The 17,248-nt window shown below is 69.6% G+C and carries 15 protein-coding genes; 10 read left to right on the top strand and 5 right to left on the bottom strand.

The window, feature by feature from the left end:
* Positions 1-83: 83 nt before the first annotated feature.
* Both PV796_RS27560 and nadA read right to left on the bottom strand, forming a co-directional pair.
* The gene (locus PV796_RS27560; RefSeq protein ID WP_274916085.1) at positions 84-1,001 is read right to left on the bottom strand and encodes an MBL fold metallo-hydrolase; all 918 of its coding nucleotides are present in this window, start codon (positions 999-1,001) and stop codon (positions 84-86) included.
* A 293-nt stretch (positions 1,002-1,294) separates the two neighbouring features.
* A complete protein-coding gene (gene nadA, locus PV796_RS27565) occupies positions 1,295-2,530 on the bottom strand; it encodes a quinolinate synthase NadA (protein WP_274916086.1) in 1,236 nt (411 codons plus the stop codon).
* A 329-nt stretch (positions 2,531-2,859) separates the two neighbouring features.
* Here nadA and erpA point away from each other — a divergent pair, with 329 nt between their 5' ends.
* On the top strand, positions 2,860-3,213 hold the full coding sequence (gene erpA, locus PV796_RS27570; protein WP_274916087.1) for an iron-sulfur cluster insertion protein ErpA: 354 nt from the start codon (positions 2,860-2,862) through the stop codon (positions 3,211-3,213).
* 82 nt (positions 3,214-3,295) lie between these two features.
* Here erpA and PV796_RS27575 read toward each other — a convergent pair whose 3' ends face one another.
* Positions 3,296-4,759 carry a hypothetical protein gene (locus tag PV796_RS27575; protein ID WP_274916088.1) on the bottom strand — a complete coding sequence of 488 codons (1,464 nt, stop codon included), beginning with the start codon at positions 4,757-4,759 and terminating at the stop codon, positions 3,296-3,298.
* Positions 4,760-5,067: 308 nt separating this feature from the next.
* On the opposite strand from PV796_RS27575, the gene PV796_RS27580 reads away from it, so the two are divergent.
* Entirely contained in the window at positions 5,068-6,042 is a 975-nt protein-coding gene (locus PV796_RS27580; RefSeq protein WP_274916089.1) for a carbohydrate kinase family protein, read from the top strand.
* A 57-nt stretch (positions 6,043-6,099) separates the two neighbouring features.
* Here PV796_RS27580 and PV796_RS27585 read toward each other — a convergent pair whose 3' ends face one another.
* Entirely contained in the window at positions 6,100-7,500 is a 1,401-nt protein-coding gene (locus PV796_RS27585) for a cysteine desulfurase/sulfurtransferase TusA family protein (protein ID WP_274916090.1), read from the bottom strand.
* Between the two features lie 282 nt (positions 7,501-7,782).
* On the opposite strand from PV796_RS27585, the gene ctaC reads away from it, so the two are divergent.
* The 4 genes from ctaC (at position 7,783) to PV796_RS27605 (ending at position 12,276) form a co-directional block, all read left to right on the top strand.
* Positions 7,783-8,745, top strand: coding sequence for an aa3-type cytochrome oxidase subunit II (ctaC, locus tag PV796_RS27590; protein WP_274916091.1), 963 nt, complete (start codon positions 7,783-7,785; stop codon positions 8,743-8,745).
* The gene (gene ctaD, locus PV796_RS27595; RefSeq protein WP_274916092.1) at positions 8,742-10,472 is read left to right on the top strand and encodes an aa3-type cytochrome oxidase subunit I; all 1,731 of its coding nucleotides are present in this window, start codon (positions 8,742-8,744) and stop codon (positions 10,470-10,472) included. Before ctaC ends, ctaD begins: the two co-directional genes overlap by 4 nt.
* Entirely contained in the window at positions 10,469-10,867 is a 399-nt protein-coding gene (locus tag PV796_RS27600; protein WP_274916093.1) for a cytochrome c oxidase subunit 4, read from the top strand. Before ctaD ends, PV796_RS27600 begins: the two co-directional genes overlap by 4 nt.
* 131 nt (positions 10,868-10,998) lie before the next feature.
* A complete protein-coding gene (locus PV796_RS27605; RefSeq protein ID WP_274916094.1) occupies positions 10,999-12,276 on the top strand; it encodes a L,D-transpeptidase in 1,278 nt (425 codons plus the stop codon).
* A gap of 27 nt (positions 12,277-12,303) precedes the next feature.
* Here PV796_RS27605 and PV796_RS27610 read toward each other — a convergent pair whose 3' ends face one another.
* Complete coding sequence (locus tag PV796_RS27610) at positions 12,304-12,717, bottom strand: hypothetical protein (RefSeq protein WP_274916095.1); 414 nt, start codon at positions 12,715-12,717, stop codon at positions 12,304-12,306.
* 284 nt (positions 12,718-13,001) lie between these two features.
* Here PV796_RS27610 and ctaE point away from each other — a divergent pair, with 284 nt between their 5' ends.
* The 4 genes from ctaE (at position 13,002) to qcrB (ending at position 17,183) form a co-directional block, all read left to right on the top strand.
* The gene (gene ctaE, locus PV796_RS27615; RefSeq protein WP_274916096.1) at positions 13,002-13,622 is read left to right on the top strand and encodes an aa3-type cytochrome oxidase subunit III; all 621 of its coding nucleotides are present in this window, start codon (positions 13,002-13,004) and stop codon (positions 13,620-13,622) included.
* 77 nt (positions 13,623-13,699) lie between these two features.
* Entirely contained in the window at positions 13,700-14,509 is an 810-nt protein-coding gene (qcrC, locus tag PV796_RS27620; protein WP_274916097.1) for a cytochrome bc1 complex diheme cytochrome c subunit, read from the top strand.
* Positions 14,506-15,549: a cytochrome bc1 complex Rieske iron-sulfur subunit gene (gene qcrA / locus PV796_RS27625; protein WP_274916098.1), complete on the top strand. Its 1,044-nt coding sequence runs from the start codon at positions 14,506-14,508 to the stop codon at positions 15,547-15,549. The genes qcrC and qcrA overlap by 4 nt, the downstream gene beginning before the upstream one ends.
* Positions 15,546-17,183: a cytochrome bc1 complex cytochrome b subunit gene (gene qcrB / locus PV796_RS27630; protein WP_274916099.1), complete on the top strand. Its 1,638-nt coding sequence runs from the start codon at positions 15,546-15,548 to the stop codon at positions 17,181-17,183. The genes qcrA and qcrB overlap by 4 nt, the downstream gene beginning before the upstream one ends.
* The last annotated feature ends 65 nt before the right edge of the window (positions 17,184-17,248 follow it).

The following is a 17,248-nucleotide window of genomic DNA, read 5'->3' on the forward strand; positions in this document are numbered from 1 at the left end:
AAAAGGGCCACAGGGGGAGCCCCCGCCGCCGCGCACCAGCGGCCGCGGGGGCTCTTCGCGTCACGGGGCCGCCCGGCCCCCGGTCACCACCGCACCGCCGTGAAGTCCACCGCCCGCGGCCGCAGTTCCCGGGTCCGGGCGGCCAACTCCCGCATCCGCCGCCCCATTTCCGCCGCCGGCAGCCGCTTGCGGTCCCCGTGCCCGGGCAGCAGCCAGGAGAAGCGCAACCGGTCCACGGTCCGGGCCAGCGACGCCGCCAACTCCGTGATGGAGTACCAGGTGACGCTCTCGGCCACCTCGATGTCCCCGGTGGCCCGCGACCAGTAGAAGCTGTCGCCGCTGAAGCAGTACCGCTCGTCCGCGACGTAGAGCACGCTGCCCACCGTGTGCCCGGGCAGGGGATGGGCCACCACCCCCTCGACGATCTCCACCGGGTCGGTGCCGCGCAGCACCCGGTCCGCGTCCGGCGCCGCGTCCAGATCCCCCTCGTGGATCCACAGCCGGGCCCCGAACCGGTCGGCGTAGCGGCGGCCGTGCGCGGCGTGGTCCCGGTGGGTGAGCAGCACGTCGGTCACCGCCCCGGCCGCCTCGAACCGCGCGGCCAGCGGCTCGGCGAACCGCGGGGTGTCGACCATCAGTTGGGAGCCGTCCGGCCGCAGCAGCAGATAGGCGTTGGCGCCGGCGGTGTGCCGCGAGGTGTGCCCGCAGTAGCTGACCGCGTCGTCCAGCCGCAGCGGGAACGGGTCCCACTCGGCCGCCACCCGCCCGTCCCGCCGCCGCACCGAACGCGTCGGGCAGGCGAACGCCGCGGCGTGCAACCGCCGTTCCTCCTCGGCCCCGCGCGGCTGCCGGACCACCTCGGACCGGCCGTCGACCTCCCCGATCAGCCCCGGCGCGAGCTGCCGCGCCACATCGCAGTTGGTGCAGCGGTCGTCCACGTACCAGTCGCCCGCGGCGCTCCCCGCCTGGCGCGCCGCACGGTCGTCCTCGGTGCTGCTCACGGTCCCTCTGCCTCCTCGACCCCTGGGCCTTGCCGGGCCCGATGGTTTCCCTGGTTCCCGTGGTCCCGAGGTTCCCGCGCCGTGCCGGAAAAGAGGAAGGGGTGCGGAGTCTTGTTTCTGCTGGTCACGGGGTCTCTCACGGCGAGGGTTCCCTATTGAGTGTCATGTCCGTGACACAGGGGGGAGTCGGCCCGGCCCTTGGTCGGGAGTCCGGGCTCCGGGTGACGGGCGGCGGACAACGGGCGGGGCGGCCCCACCAAGGGGCCGCCCCGCCCGCGCCGTTCCCGTCGCCGCTACGGCAGCGCCAGCATCCGCTCCAGCGCCAGCTTGGCGAAGTGCTCGGTCTCCGCGTCGACTTGGATGCGGTTGACGACCTTGCCGTCGGCCAGCGACTCCAGTGTCCACACCAGGTGCGGCAGGTCGATGCGGTTCATCGTCGAGCAGAAGCAGACCGTCTTGTCGAGGAAGACGATCTCCTTGTCCTCGGCCGCGAAGCGGTTGGCCAGGCGGCGGACGAGGTTCAACTCGGTGCCGATCGCCCACTTCGAGCCGGCCGGCGCCGCCTCCAGCGCCTTGATGATGTACTCCGTCGACCCGACGTGGTCCGCCGCCGCCACGACCTCGTGCTTGCACTCCGGGTGGACCAGCACGTTGACGCCGGGTATCCGGGCGCGGACGTCCTCGACCGACTCCAGCGAGAAGCGGCCGTGCACCGAGCAGTGGCCGCGCCACAGGATCATCTTCGCGCCGCGCAGCTCGTCCGCGGTCAGCCCGCCGTTCGGCTTGTGCGGGTTGTAGACCACGCAGTCGTCCAGGGACATGCCCAGGTCCCGCACGGCGGTGTTGCGCCCCAGATGCTGGTCGGGCAGGAAGAGCACCTTCTCGCCCACCCGTGGCCCCCCACCGCCCTCGATCGAGGCGCTTCGCGCCGCCCCTTCCGCGAACGCCCACTCCAGCGCCCGCTTGGCGTTGGACGAGGTGCAGATGGTGCCGCCGTGCCTGCCCGTGAACGCCTTGATGTCGGCGGACGAGTTCATGTACGAGACCGGGACCGTCGTCCCGGCGACCCCGGCTTCCGTCAGCACGTCCCAGCACTCGGCGACCTGCTCGGCGGTGGCCATGTCGGCCATCGAGCAGCCCGCCGCCAGGTCGGGGAGGATCACCTGCTGGTCGTCGCCGGTGAGGATGTCGGCCGACTCGGCCATGAAGTGCACACCGCAGAAGACGATGTACTCGGCGTCCGGCCGGGCCGCGGCGTCCCGCGCCAGCTTGAAGGAGTCGCCGGTGACGTCCGCGAACTCGATGACCTCGTCGCGCTGGTAGTGGTGCCCGAGGACGAAGGCCTTCTCGCCCAGCTTGGCCTTGGCGGCGCGGGCGCGTTCGACCAGGTCCGGGTCGGAGGGGGCCGGCAGATCGCCGGGGCACTCCACGCCGCGCTCGCTCCTCGGGTCGGCCTCGCGGCCGAGCAGGAGCAGCGCCAGCGGGGTCGGCTGGACGTCCAGGGGCTGGGCGGTGGTCACGACACGCACCCTCTCTTCTCTGCGGAAAGTCCTTGCGGACGGTCTCTGCGGGGACGGCGGGATGCGCTGCGGCTCCGCCTTTTCGTCTATTTGACGCTATCTATCATAGCCGCTTCACGTCACTTTGACGATGGCCATAGTGTCGATGTGACGCATCAACCGCCGGGCCCCGCGGGCGGCCGTGTGCAGGAAGGCACACCGGCGTCCCACCGCCGGTGTGCGAGCATGAGAAGAAGAGAAGGACAGATCACGCGCAGCCGGAATTAATCCGGGACGCCGCCGGTTGGAGTTGTTCGCAACCGATGGCAAGCGGTCCGTACAACCCGGGAGAGATGTAGATGAGCGTTCAGGACGAGACCACCGTCACCGACGGCATCATCCTGTCCGACGCGGCCGCGTCGAAGGTCAAGAGCCTGCTGGAGCAGGAGGGCCGGGAAGATCTCGCGCTGCGGGTGGCGGTTCAGCCCGGCGGCTGCTCCGGCCTGCGCTACCAGCTCTTCTTCGACGAGCGTTCGCTCGACGGTGACGTCGTCAAGGACTTCGACGGCGTCAAGGTCGTCACCGACCGGATGAGCGCTCCCTACCTGGGCGGCGCCTCCATCGACTTCGTCGACACGATCGAGAAGCAGGGCTTCACGATCGACAACCCGAACGCCACCGGCTCCTGCGCCTGCGGCGACTCCTTCAGCTAGGGCGGGCCGGGCCCACGGGCCACGACGTGCGAAGGCGGCGCTCCCGATGGGGGCGCCGCCTCCGTCGTGTGCGGGGGAGTGCTCAGTGCAGCGGGACCGCCTTGCCGGACGTCCCGTCCACGACCTTCCGGCCGTCCAGCGGCGCGTGCAGCGTCACGGTCTTGGTGAAGTCCTTGGCGATCTTCACGCAGATCTGCCCGGGCCGCTTCTCCTTACCGGTGACCGAGACCCGCACCGCGTCGGACGACTCCGTCACGCGCGCCTCGTAGGTGCTGCACACCCCGCCCCAGAAGTGGACGGTCAGCGTCCGGCCGCCGTCGGCCACCGCGTAGCCGGACAGCGCCATCGACATCGCCCCGGGCGTGGACGGCCGCGGCGACGCCGGCCCGCTGCCGCGCAGGTACGCCGGGTCCACCGCGGTCCCGGCCACCGTCGAGGTGCTCGCCGACCCGCCCGTGGCGCCCGGCGTGCGCACCGTGTAGAGCCAGGACGGCACCAACACCTCCCCGCCCTGCGAGAACCGCGCGGCCAGCCCGAAGACCGCACCGGTCACCTCGGGGGTCGGCTGCTTCCCGTTCGGGGCCGGCTCGCACGGCGCGATCCCGCCCTGCGCGGCCTTGGCGTCCTTGTGCTGGAAGGTGGGCACCGACGGGCAGTTGGCCAGCGGCCGCATCGTCCGGTCGCCGCCGTTGAGCGTGCCCAGCGTGGTCCGGGCGTCCCGGACGGGGTACTCCGCGCCCTTGACCGGGCTCGCCAACTCGCCGCTGCCGCCCACCAGTTGCCCGTCGGAGCCGACCTGGAGCCGGCTCTGCCAGCCGTACGTCGGCAGCCCGCCGACCACCGGGTCCGCGGTCACCACCCGCACCGCGGAGTACGTCTGGCCCGCGTCCAGCCGGGCGTCCGACTGGTCGACCGCGGCCAGCACCGGGCGGACCGCCTCCCGCGCCTTCGCCTCGGACACCGGCCCGCCGCCGGCGTCCCCGCCCCCGCCGTCCGTGCCCCCGCGGTACGACGGGCAGCCCGACCCCCCGTCCGTCAGCGGGCACTTGGTGTCGTTCCCGCCGCCGTACCGGCTGAACGTCCAGCTCCCCGCGCCGGACTTGGCGACCCGCAGCGTGCTGCCCCGCCCGTCCGGACCCGGCCCGCCGACCTGCCACCAGGCGCCGTCCGACCGCACCGATCCGGACACATCCAACGCCTTCGCCAGCCGTTCCACCGCCGGCTGGCCCACGTCGCCCGCGGGCCGGTAGACGGGCGCGGACCGTGGCCCGTCCGGCAGTTGCCCCGTCACCCGGTACCGGTCGTGCTGCGGCCCGGGCTCACCGACCGCGATCGACGCGGAGTCCAGCACCAGCGGCGGCGGGGCGCCCTTGGCCGCGCCCGCCCCCGCGCTTCCGGACGCGGACGAGGCCCAGTACGCGCCGCCCCCGGCCACCAGCACCGCGCCGGCGACCGACGCGACGACCAGGGGAGTGCGCCGGCCGCGCCGGGCCGGACGGGGGGCCTGCGGGGTGTCCTGGCTCTGGGGGGTGTCCTCGGTACTCACCGCTTCGCTCCTTTAAGCTCCGCCGGTCATCTGACGTGCCACCCAGCGGGTGGACGCCGATGGGACGGAGCGGGGGCGCATGCGGTTCCCCGCACGCCGACCGCCGTTCGCCCCACGGTGCCTGTGACGGCCCTCACGGGCCGGGCCGCCCGACGCGAGGCGCCCGCCCTCCGCGCCTGTGAGTCGCCCTATTATGAGGTGTTTTCTTGCTGCCCGGATGACCGGGAACCGGCAGTCGCCAACGGCCCCGCCCGGTAGCGTTGCCCTCCGTCCGCCAACCCCACGCCCTCCGCAGGAGCAGACCCGCCGTGCGTATCGCAGTCTCCGGCTCCATCGCCACCGACCACCTGATGACCTTCCCCGGCCGCTTCGCCGACCAGTTGGTCGCCGATCAGTTGCATACGGTCTCCCTCTCCTTCCTCGTCGACCAGCTCGACGTCCGCCGCGGCGGGGTCGCGCCCAACATCTGTTTCGGCATGGGCCAGCTCGGCATCCGGCCGATCCTGGTCGGCGCCGCCGGCAACGACTTCGAGGAGTACCGCGCCTGGCTCGACCGGCACGGCGTCGACACCCGCTCGGTGCGCATCTCCGAGGTCCTGCACACCGCCCGCTTCGTCTGCACCACCGACGCCGACCACAACCAGATCGGCTCCTTCTACACCGGCGCCATGAGCGAGGCCCGGCTGATCGAGCTGCAGACCGTCGCCGAGCGGGTCGGCGGCCTGGACCTCGTGCTGATCGGCGCGGACGACCCGGAGGCGATGATCCGGCACACCGAGGAGTGCCGCACCCGCGGAATCCCGTTCGCCGCCGACTTCTCCCAGCAGATCGCGCGGATGGACGGCGAGAACATCCGCACCCTCATGGAGGGCGCCACCTACCTCTTCAACAACGAGTACGAGGCCGGGCTGATCGAGTCCAAGACCGGCTGGACCGCCGAGGAGATCCTCACCAAGGTCGGCACCCGCGTCACCACCCTCGGCTCCAACGGCGTCCGCATCGAGCGGGTCGGCCAGCCGGACCTCGTGGTCGGCGTCCCCGAGGAGAAGGAGAAGGCCGACCCCACCGGCGTCGGCGACGCCTTCCGCGCCGGCTTCCTCGCCGGCCTCGCCTGGGGCGTCGGCCTGGAGCGCGCCGCCCAGGTCGGCTGCATGCTCGCCACCCTGGTCATCGAGACCGTCGGCACCCAGGAGTACGAGCTGCACCGCAGCCACTTCATGGACCGCTTCACCAAGGCGTACGGCCACGAGGCCGCCGGCGAGGTCCAGCAGCACCTGCTCTGAAGCCACCGGGCCCGTCCGGGAGCCGCGCACACCGCGCCGCCCCGGACGGGCCCGCGCTCAACCGCGCCGCCGCACCACGTACGCGACGCCGCGCTCCGTCGGCTCCTCGCCGACGTACTCCTGCTCCCGCATCGCGCACCACGCCGGGATGTCCTGCCGCGCCGCCGCGTCATCGGACAGCACGGTCACCGTCCCGCCGACCGGCACCTCACCGATCGCCTTCGCCAACTCGATGACCGGCACCGGGCAGCGCCGGCCGAGCGCGTCCACCACGACGCCCGGTGCGGCCTCCGGCGCCGCCGGCCGCACCGGCCCCGCCGCCGGCGCCCCGAACCGCTCCCGCACCGACCGGACCACCTCCGGCAGCACCGCCAGGAACCGCTCCACGTCCGCCTCTTGAGCGCCCCACGGCAGCGAGACCCGGACGTTGCCCTCCGACAGCACCCCCATCGCGCGCAGCACATGGCTGGGCGTCAGCGTGCTGGACGTACAGGACGAACCGGAGGAAACGGAGAAGCCGGCGCGGTCCAACTCGTGCAGCAGCGCCTCCCCGTCGACATAGAGGCAGGAGAAGGTGACCAGGTGCGGCAGTCGCCGCACCGGATCGCCGACCACCTCCACGTCCGGCACCAGCTCCGGCACCCGCGCCCGGATCCGGTCCACCAACCCGCGCAGCCGCCCCGCCTCGTCCGCCCCGCCCTCCGCGGCGGCCCGCAGGGCGCGCAGCGCCGCCGCCGCGGCCACCACCGCCGGCAGGTTCCCGAACCCCGGGCTACGGCCCGACTCCCGCTCGTCCAGCGGTCCCTGGGGCGCGAACCGGGTCCCCTTGCGGACCACCAACAGCCCCACCCCGGGCGGCCCGCCCCACTTGTGGGCGCTCGCCGTCAGCACCGACCAGGGACCCGGCACCGGTCCCCACGCCAACGACTGCGCCGCGTCCACCAGCAGCGGCACCCCGGCCGCCCGGCAGTGCGCGGCCACCTCCGCCACCGGCTGCTCGGTGCCCACCTCGTGGTTGGCGGACTGCAGGCACACCAGCGCGGCGTCCCCGCCGAGCGCGGCGGCCACCGCCGCGGCCGCCACCCGGCCCGCCCGGTCCACCGCAACCTCCGTCACCGTCCCGCCGTCCGCCGCGTGCACCTCGGCGGCGTGCAGCACCGAGGAGTGCTCGACGGCGGAGTGCACCAGCCGCCGCCCCACTCGCCGACGGGCCGCCAGCGCACCGAAGATGCCCGAATGCACCGCATGCGTCCCCGATGGGGTGAACGTCAGCTCGTCGGCGCGGCACCCGACCGCCCCCGCGGCGGCCTCCCGCGCCGCGTCCAACAGCAGCCGGGCCCGCCGGCCCTCGCGGTACAGCCGGGCTGGGTCGGCCCACCCCTCGTCGAGCGCGGCGAGCAGGGCCTCCCTGGCGACGGGATGCAGCGGGGCGGCGGAGGCGGCGTCGAAGTAGGGCACGTACGAGACGGTAGAGCACCGGTGCGGCCGTTGCCGGGCGGCCCGTCAGATACCCGACGGCGGGCGGCCGTCGGGCCCCGAAACGCCTGCCCCGTACGGGCTCGGCCACCCCTTAGGGGCGCCGCGCGGCGCGTTGGGCACCCTCCCCGCGCGACCCCAAATAGCGTCCAGTAGGGTTTGGTCCGCATAAACATCCAAACCCCTGCCCGAAGCAGGGCGGCGACCGACCAGCGAGTAAGGCCGCAGCCGACCGCTCGGGCGAGACTCTCGGGAAGGCGCTACGTGAGTCCCAACGGCTCCGACCGCTCGTCGCGGCGCCCGATGCGGCGGAAGCTGCCGCAGGTGCTTGCTGCGGGCCTGGTCCTGGCAACCGCGACCGGTTGCACATACAAGGACTTCCCCCGCCTCGGCATGCCAACGCCCGTCACCGACGAGGCGCCGCGGATCCTCTCTCTTTGGCAGGGCTCCTGGGCCGCCGCCCTCGCAACGGGCGTGCTGGTGTGGGGCCTGATCATCTGGAGCGTGATCTTCCACCGCCGTAGCCGGACCAAGGTGGAGGTCCCCGCTCAGACGCGGTACAACATGCCGATCGAGGCGTTGTACACGATCGTCCCGTTCATCATCATCGCGGTGCTGTTCTACTTCACCGCCCGCGATGAGAGCGCGCTCCTCAAGACCTCCAAGAAGCCGGACCACGTCATCAACGTCGTGGGCTTCCAGTGGAGCTGGGCGTTCAACTACCTGGAGAACGTGGACGGCAACAAGTCGACCACGAACATCAACTCTCCTGAGCTCGCCGCGATTCCGGACAAGTGGAAGAAGTCCGCGCCGCAGGGTGCGGAGGGCGTCTACGACTACGGCACGCCGGCCACCCGCAACCCGCAGACCGGCAACCCCGGTCCGACGCTGTGGCTGCCGAAGGGCGAGACCGTCCAGTTCGTGCTGACCTCGCGCGACGTCATCCACTCCTTCTGGGTGGTGCCGTTCCTGATGAAGCAGGACGTCATCCCGGGCCACACCAACGTCTTCGAGGTGACTCCCAACAAGGAGGGCACCTTCATGGGTAAGTGTGCGGAGCTCTGCGGCGTCGACCACTCCCGGATGCTCTTCAACGTCAAGGTCGTTTCGCCTGCCAAGTACCGGCAGCACCTGAAGGACCTGGCGGCGAAGGGTCAGACCGGGTACCTGCCGGCGGGTATCAAGCAGACTGACCACGCCAGGAATGCGGAGACCAAGAACCAGTGAGCATCCTCAACGAACCTCAGGGTGCCGCCGCCGAATCGGCTCCGGCAGCACCACCCGTACGCAAGAAGCAACCCGGTATCGCTGCCGTCAAGTGGCTCACGACCACTGACCACAAGACCATCGGCACGATGTACCTGGTCACGTCGTTCGCGTTCTTCTGCATCGGCGGCCTGATGGCGCTCCTCATGCGCGCCGAACTGGCCCGCCCGGGCACGCAGATCATGTCGAACGAGCAGTTCAACCAGGCGTTCACGATGCACGGCACGATCATGCTGCTGATGTTCGCGACGCCGCTGTTCGCCGGCTTCGCGAACTGGATCATGCCGCTGCAGATCGGCGCGCCCGACGTCGCCTTCCCGCGGCTGAACATGTTCGCCTACTGGCTCTACCTCTTCGGCTCGCTCATCGCGGTCGCCGGCTTCCTCACCCCGCAGGGCGCCGCGGACTTCGGCTGGTTCGCCTACTCGCCGCTCTCGGACGCGGTGCGTTCGCCGGGCGTCGGCGCCGACATGTGGATCATGGGTCTGGCCTTCTCCGGCTTCGGCACGATCCTCGGCTCGGTCAACTTCATCACCACCATCATCTGCATGCGCGCCCCCGGCATGACGATGTTCCGGATGCCGATCTTCACCTGGAACGTGCTGCTGACCGGTGTGCTGGTCCTGCTCGCCTTCCCGGTGCTGGCCGCCGCGCTGTTCGCCCTGGAGGCGGACCGCAAATTCGGTGCCCACGTATTCGACGCGGCCAATGGCGGCGCATTGCTCTGGCAACACCTCTTCTGGTTCTTCGGCCATCCAGAGGTGTACATCATCGCCCTACCGTTCTTCGGCATCATTTCCGAGGTCATTCCGGTCTTCTCCCGGAAGCCGATGTTCGGTTACATCGGCCTGATCGCCGCGACGATTTCCATCGCCGGCCTTTCGGTGACGGTGTGGGCGCACCACATGTACGTGACGGGCGGCGTATTGCTCCCGTTCTTCTCCTTCATGACGTTCCTCATCGCCGTGCCGACCGGCGTGAAGTTCTTCAACTGGATCGGCACGATGTGGAAGGGCTCGCTCTCCTTCGAGACGCCGATGCTCTGGGCCATCGGCTTCCTGATCACCTTCACCTTCGGTGGTCTGACCGGCGTCATCCTGGCGTCGCCCCCGATGGACTTCCACATCTCCGACTCGTACTTCGTCGTGGCCCACTTCCACTACGTGGTCTTCGGCACCGTCGTCTTCGCGATGTTCGCCGGATTCCACTTCTGGTGGCCGAAGTTCACCGGCAAGATGCTCGACGAGCGCCTCGGCAAGATCACGTTCTGGACGCTGTTCATCGGCTTCCACGGCACGTTCCTGGTCCAGCACTGGCTGGGCGCCGAGGGCATGCCCCGCCGCTACGCGGACTACCTCGCCGCCGACGGCTTCACGACGCTGAACACCATCTCCACGATCAGCTCGTTCCTGCTCGGCATGTCGATCCTCCCGTTCTTCTACAACGTCTGGAAGACCGCGAAGTACGGCGAGAAGATCGAGGTGGACGACCCCTGGGGCTACGGCCGTTCGCTGGAGTGGGCGACCTCCTGCCCGCCGCCGCGGCACAACTTCCTCACCCTGCCGCGGATTCGCTCCGAATCCCCGGCGTTCGACCTGCACCACCCCGAGATCGCGGCGCTCGACGCGCTGCACAACGGTCGCGAGGGTGACAAGGCGCTGGCCGGCGGCAAGGAGGCGGGCAAGTGAAGATCCAGGGCAAGATGTTCATCTGGCTGAGCGTCTTCATCCTCGCCATGGCAGTCGTCTACGGCGTGTGGTCGAAGGAGCCGGCCGGTACCACGGCGCTCTTCCTCGCGTTCGGCCTGTGCATCATGGTCGGCTACTACCTGGCCTTCACGGCCCGGCGGGTCGACGCGGGCGCACAGGACAACGAGGACGCCGAGGTCGCCGACGACGCCGGTGAACTGGGCTTCTTCAGCCCGCACAGCTGGCAGCCGCTCTTCCTGGGCATCGGCGGCGCGCTCGCCTTCCTGGGCGTGGTCTTCGGCTTCTGGCTGCTGTACTTCTCCCTGCCGGTGATCCTCGCGGCCCTCTTCGGCTGGGTCTTCGAGTACTACCGCGGCGAGAACCGCACCCAGTAGTACGCACCAGGCGAGAAGCGTGGCAGACACGCCGCACGGGTCGGGCCCGGACACCCCAACAGGTGTCCGGGCCCGACCCGTTTGCAGTCCTCCAGCGCGCCACCAAGGGGGATTCTTCCTACGTTTGGGGCATGAGTCACAGACCTCGAACCCGGAAGGTGCTGAGCTGCGGCCTCCTGCTCGTGCCCCTCGCGGTGAGCACCACCGCGTGCGGTGGCTCGTCGTCGGATACCCTCTCGGCCAATCCCTACGACGCGTCCGACCAGATATCGGCGAACACCCCGACGGACGGCAGGCAGAAGGCGGACCCCGACAAGCCGCTTGAGGTCTCCCTCAAGGGGGACGACTCCCGGATCACGGACGTCACCGCCACCGATGTCACCGGCCGCTACGTACGCGGCGAACTGAGCGCCGACGGACGGCACTGGCGCACCACCGTGCCGCTGGCCGCCGGCACCCGCTACACGGTGCAGGTCAGCACCGAGGAGGAGGACGGCACCCCGGGCCGCAAGACCCTGGTGGTCAACACCAAGGAAGTCGGCGACCGGCTGACCGTCAAGTTCGGCCCGCAGAGCGGGGAGTACGGCGTCGGCGAGCCGGTCACCGCCGAGCTCAGCAAGCCGGTCACCGACCCCAAGGCCCGGGCCATCGTCGAGAGCGCCCTGAAGGTCGACTCGTCGCCCCGTGTGGAGGGCGCCTGGTACTGGGTGGACAACAAGAAGCTGCACTTCCGCCCCAAGGACTACTGGCCGGCCCACGCCACCGTCGCCGTGCACAGCAACCTCGACGGCCTGAAGATCGCCGGTGGGCTCTACGGCGGCCCCGCAAAGCCCGTTCGGCTCACCACCGGTGACCGGGTCGAGGCGGTCACCGACGCCGGCGCGCACCAGATGACGGTGACGCGCAACGGCAAGGTCATCAACACCATCCCGGTCACCACCGGCAAGCCGGGCTTCTCCACCCGCAACGGCGTCAAGGTCGTGCTCGGCAAGGAGAGCTTCGTGCGGATGCGCAGCGCCACCGTCGGTATCGCCGAGGGGAGTTCGGACTCCTACGACCTGCCGGTCTACTGGGCGACCCGGGTCACCTGGAGCGGCGAGTACGTGCACGCCGCCCCCTGGTCGGTCGGCTCCCAGGGCGCCGCCAACGTCAGCCACGGCTGCACCGGCATGTCCACCGGCAACGCCCAGTGGTTCTTCAACACCGTCCGGGTCGGCGATGTCGTCAAGGTCGTCAACAGCAGCGGCGACACCATGACGCCGTTCGACAACGGCTTCGGTGACTGGAACATGCCCTGGAAGGACTGGCGGGCCGGCAGCGCGCTCAAGAACAAGGCCCCCATGACCACAGGCACGGCCGAGCGCGAGCAGAATGCCGCCGCCGACGCCCGGCTGCGTCCGCAGGTCTGAGGGCCGTTCAGCGACCGCTCAGGGCCCTCAGGCCGGCACCACGTCCTGGGTGAGGCTCCGTCGGCGCAGCAGGCCGGCCAGTGCGTCGGCGAACGCCACCGGGTCCAACGGATGGGTCACCGCGGCGTCCGCGCGGCTCCAGGTGGCCAACCAGGCGTCCTGCGGGCGACCGATCAGCAGCAGCACCGGCGGGCACTGGAAGACCTCGTCCTTGATCTGCCGGCAGACGCCCATGCCGCCCGCCGGCGCGGTCTCGCCGTCCAACACGCAGACGTCGATGCCGCCCTGCTCCAGCGCCTCCAGGACGGCCGGGGCGGTCGCGCACTCCAGGATCTCGATCTGCGGGGCGTCGGGGGCCGGGCGCCGTCCGGCCGCCAGCCGGACCTGCTCGCGGGTGTTGGCGTTGTCGCTGTAGACCAGCACCGTGGCAGTCGCCTGCATCGTTCCTCCACCTTTGTCGCGGCATCTACGTAGCGGCACGGCTTTTGGATCAAACCGTTGCGCGATGCTACTCCCGGACGGGGCCCCGATAGGAGAGGCCGTACGGCCCCCGTTGATGGCCGACGCCCCGTCAGGACCGGGTTTTCCAGGGGCCGACGGTCGCTCGATGCCGCGGGCTTCCCCCCATCGGGCGACCGTCGGGACGCCTCGAACGAGCAGGCCATGGGGCCTTGACACACCGAACGGCACCCCCCGGAGTGAGGGCGGGATAAGCGACCGACATAATGTCGGTCGTGGCGACAGCAACGACAGTAGATACCGGGCACGCGCACCCGTCGGTCAATCGGCCGAACCTCACCAGCGTCGGAACCATCATCTGGCTGAGTTCCGAGCTGATGTTCTTCGCGGCCCTCTTCGCGATGTACTTCACCCTCCGGTCCGTAACGGGCGAGGCGTATTGGAAGCATTCCGCCGATGCGCTCAATCTCCCGTTCTCCGCGACCAACACCACGATCCTGGTGCTCAGCTCACTGACGTGTCAGCTCGGCGTTTTCGCCGCCGAGCGCGGCGACGTCAAGAAGCTGCGCGCGTGGTTCGTGGTCACCTTCATCATGGGTGCCATCTTCATCGGCGGTCAGGTCTTCGAGTACACCGATCTGGTCAAGCACGAGGGCCTCTCGCTCTCGTCCGGCCCGTACGGCTCGGTGTTCTACCTGACCACCGGTTTCCACGGACTGCACGTGACGGGCGGTCTGATCGCCTTCCTGCTGGTCCTGGGCAGGACGTACGCGGCCAAGAGGTTCACCCACACACAGGCCACCGCGGCCATCGTCGTGTCCTACTACTGGCACTTCGTCGATGTCGTCTGGATCGGCCTCTTCGCCACGATCTACTTGATCCGGTAACAGGTCCGGCAGGACTCGTATATCGGACAGACATAGCCAAAGCATCGACGCAGAAGATCCTGACACCGGGGTAATCCGTGAAAAAGCTCTCCGCACGACGGCGCCATCCGCTGGCGGCGCTCGTCGTCCTACTCTTCGCGCTGGCGGTCACTGGGGGGCTGTACGCCGCGTTCGCGCCGGCGGACAAGGCTCAAGCCGATGACACCGCCCAGTCTCTTGCCATCAAGGAGGGCAAGAAGCTCTTCGCCGTGGGCTGCGCAAGCTGCCACGGCACCGGCGGTCAGGGCAGCTCCGACGGCCCGAGCCTGGTCGGCGTGGGCGCCGCCGCCGTCGACTTCCAGGTGGGCACCGGCCGTATGCCGGCCCAGCAGCCCGGCGCCCAGGTGCCGCGAAAGAAGAACATCTACACCAACGCGCAGATCGACCAGCTCGCGGCCTACGTCGCGTCGCTGGGCCCGGGCCCGTCCGTGCCCGACAAGTCGCAGTACAGCGCGGAGGGCGCCAACGTCGCCCAGGGCGGCGAGCTGTTCCGCACCAACTGCGCGCAGTGCCACAACTTCACCGGTAAGGGCGGTGCCCTCACCAACGGCAAGTTCGCACCGACGCTGGAAGGCGTGGACCCGAAGCACATCTACGAGGCCATGCAGACCGGCCCGCAGAACATGCCCTCCTTCGGTGACGGCACGCTGAGCCCGCAGAACAAGAAGGACATCGTCGCGTACCTCGGCGCCGTCAACGGCGACAAGACCGCGACCCCGGGCGGTATGGAACTCGGTGGTCTGGGCCCGGTGACCGAAGGTCTCTTCGGCTACATCTTCGGGCTGGGTGCGTGTGTCGCGGTCGCCATCTGGGTCGCAGCCCGGACTACGAAGGCCAAGAAGTCATGAGTGAGACAGAAGAAAACCTTCCCAGTGAGCGGGAGACGACTCACGAGGGCGCGGTAGGGAAGGCGGACAACCCCTTCGCCGACCCCGGGCTGCCGCCCCACGAGCACCGCGTCCAGGACATCGATGAGCAGGCCGCCAAGCGCTCCGAGCGCACCGTCGCCCTTCTCTTCATGGTGTCCATGCTCGCCACCGTCGCGTTCATCGCGTCGTACGTGGCCATCCCGATCGACAAGATCGTCTACATCTTCCCGCTGGGGCACATCAGCGGGCTGAACTTCGCGCTCGGCCTGACGCTGGGTGTGGCGCTCTTCTGCATCGGCGCCGGCGCGGTCCACTGGGCCCGCACGCTGATGTCGGACGAGGAGGTGGCGCAGGAGCGGCACCCGATCGAGGCCACCCCCGACGTCAAGGCGAAGGTCCTGGCGGACTTCGCGGAGGGCGCCAAGGAGTCGCAGCTCGGTCGGCGCAAGCTGATCCGCAACACGATGTTCGGTGCGATGGCCCTGGTGCCGCTCTCCGGCGTCGTGCTGCTGCGTGACCTCGGCCCGCTGCCCGAGAAGAAGCTGCGGACCACCGGCTGGAAGAAGGGCGTCCGCCTGGTCAACCAGTCGACCAACCTCCCGCTGCGTCCCGAGGACATCGCGGTCGGCTCCCTCACGTTCGCCAAGCCCCAGGGCCTGGAGGAGAGCGACGAGGACTTCGCCAACAAGATCGCCAAGGACGCCCTGATGCTCGTGCGGATCCAGCCGCAGAACATCAAGGACAAGCAGGAACTGGCCTGGTCGCACGAGGGCATCGTGGCGTACTCGAAGATCTGCACCCACGTGGGTTGCCCGATCTCCCTGTACGAGCAGCAGACGCACCACGTGCTGTGCCCCTGCCACCAGTCGACCTTCGACCTCTCTGATGGTGGTCGCGTGATCTTCGGCCCGGCCGGTCACGCCCTGCCGCAGCTGCACATCACGGTGAAGGACGGCTATCTCGAAGCCGTAAGCGACTTCGCGGAGCCCGTCGGCCCGAGCTTCTGGGAGCGCGGATGAGTAACGAGACAACCGCGACCACCACGCGCCGTGGCCAGGCGCCGCGGGGCGAGCGGATCGCCGACTGGGCCGACGGCCGGCTGGGCATCTACAGCCTGGCGAAGTCCAACATGCGCAAGATCTTCCCGGACCACTGGTCCTTCATGTTGGGTGAGGTCGCGCTCTACAGCTTCATCATCATCATCCTGACCGGTGTCTACCTGACGCTGTTCTTCCACCCGAGCATGGCCGAGGTCACCTACCACGGGTCCTACGTGCCGATGCACGGGATCAAGATGACCCAGGCCTTCGAGTCGACGCTGAACATCAGCTTCGACGTGCGCGGTGGTCTGCTGATCCGGCAGATCCACCACTGGGCGGCGCTGGTCTTCCTGGCCGCGATGATGGTCCACATGATGCGGGTGTTCTTCACCGGCGCGTTCCGCAAGCCGCGTGAGGTCAACTGGCTGTTCGGCTTCCTGCTGTTCGTCCTGGGCATGTTCACCGGCTTCACCGGTTACTCGCTCCCGGACGACCTGCTCTCCGGCACCGGTGTCCGCTTCATCGAGGGCGTCATCCTGGCGATGCCGCTGGTCGGCTCGTACCTGCAGATGTTCATCTTCGGCGGCGAGTTCCCCGGGCACGACATCATCCCGCGGTTCTTCGCGGTCCACGTGCTGCTGCTGCCGGGCATCATGCTCGGCCTGCTGGTGGCGCACCTGATCCTGGTCTTCTACCACAAGCACACGCAGTTCCCGGGTGCCGGCAAGACCAACAACAACGTGGTCGGCATGCCGCTGCTGCCGGTCTACATGGCCAAGGCCGGAGGCTTCTTCTTCCTGGTCTTCGGTGTGATCTCGGTGATCGCCGCGGTCGCCAGCATCAACCCCGTGTGGGCCATCGGCCCGTACCGGCCGGACCAGGTGTCCACCGGTGCGCAGCCGGACTGGTACATGGGCTTCGCCGAGGGCCTGGTGCGTGTCATGCCGGGCTGGGAGTGGAACTTCTGGGGCCACACCATCAACTTCGGTGTGCTGATCCCGATCCTGATCTTCCCGTTGGTCCTGGTCGCCATCGCGGTCTACCCGTTCATCGAGTCCTGGGTCCGCGGCGACAAGCGCGAGCACCACATCCTGGACCGCCCGCGCAACACCCCGACCCGCACCGGCTTCGGTGTGGCCTGGCTCGTCGCGTACTTCGTGATGCTGATCGGTGGCGGCAACGACCTGTGGGCGACGCACTTCCACCTGTCGATCAACGCGATCACCTGGTTCGTCCGGATCGCGTTCTTCGTCGGGCCGGTGCTGGCCTTCATCGCCACCAAGCGGATCTGCCTGGGCCTTCAGCGCCGCGACAAGGACAAGGTGCTGCACGGGCGCGAGTCCGGCATCATCAAGCGCCTGCCGCACGGTGAGTTCATCGAGGTCCACGAGCCGCTCAACCAGGAGCAGCTGCACTTCCTGACCCAGCACGAGCAGCCCGAGCCGCTCGAACTCGGTCCGGAGGTCGACGAGAACGGCGTTCGACGCAAGCTCAAGCGCACGCAGAAGCTGCGCGCCAAGCTCTCCAAGGGCTACTACGGCGAGGACAACGTCATCGCCAAGCCGACCGTCGAGGAGTACAAGGAGATCACCAGCGGCCACGGCCACCACTGATCCCCGCGGGCGCCCGCGCGCGCACCGCTGGTAGTACGCCACCCAGAGGGCCCCGTCCATTCCTG

This window comes from Streptomyces sp. WZ-12 (genome assembly GCF_028898845.1).
GTDB lineage: Bacteria > Actinomycetota > Actinomycetes > Streptomycetales > Streptomycetaceae > Streptomyces.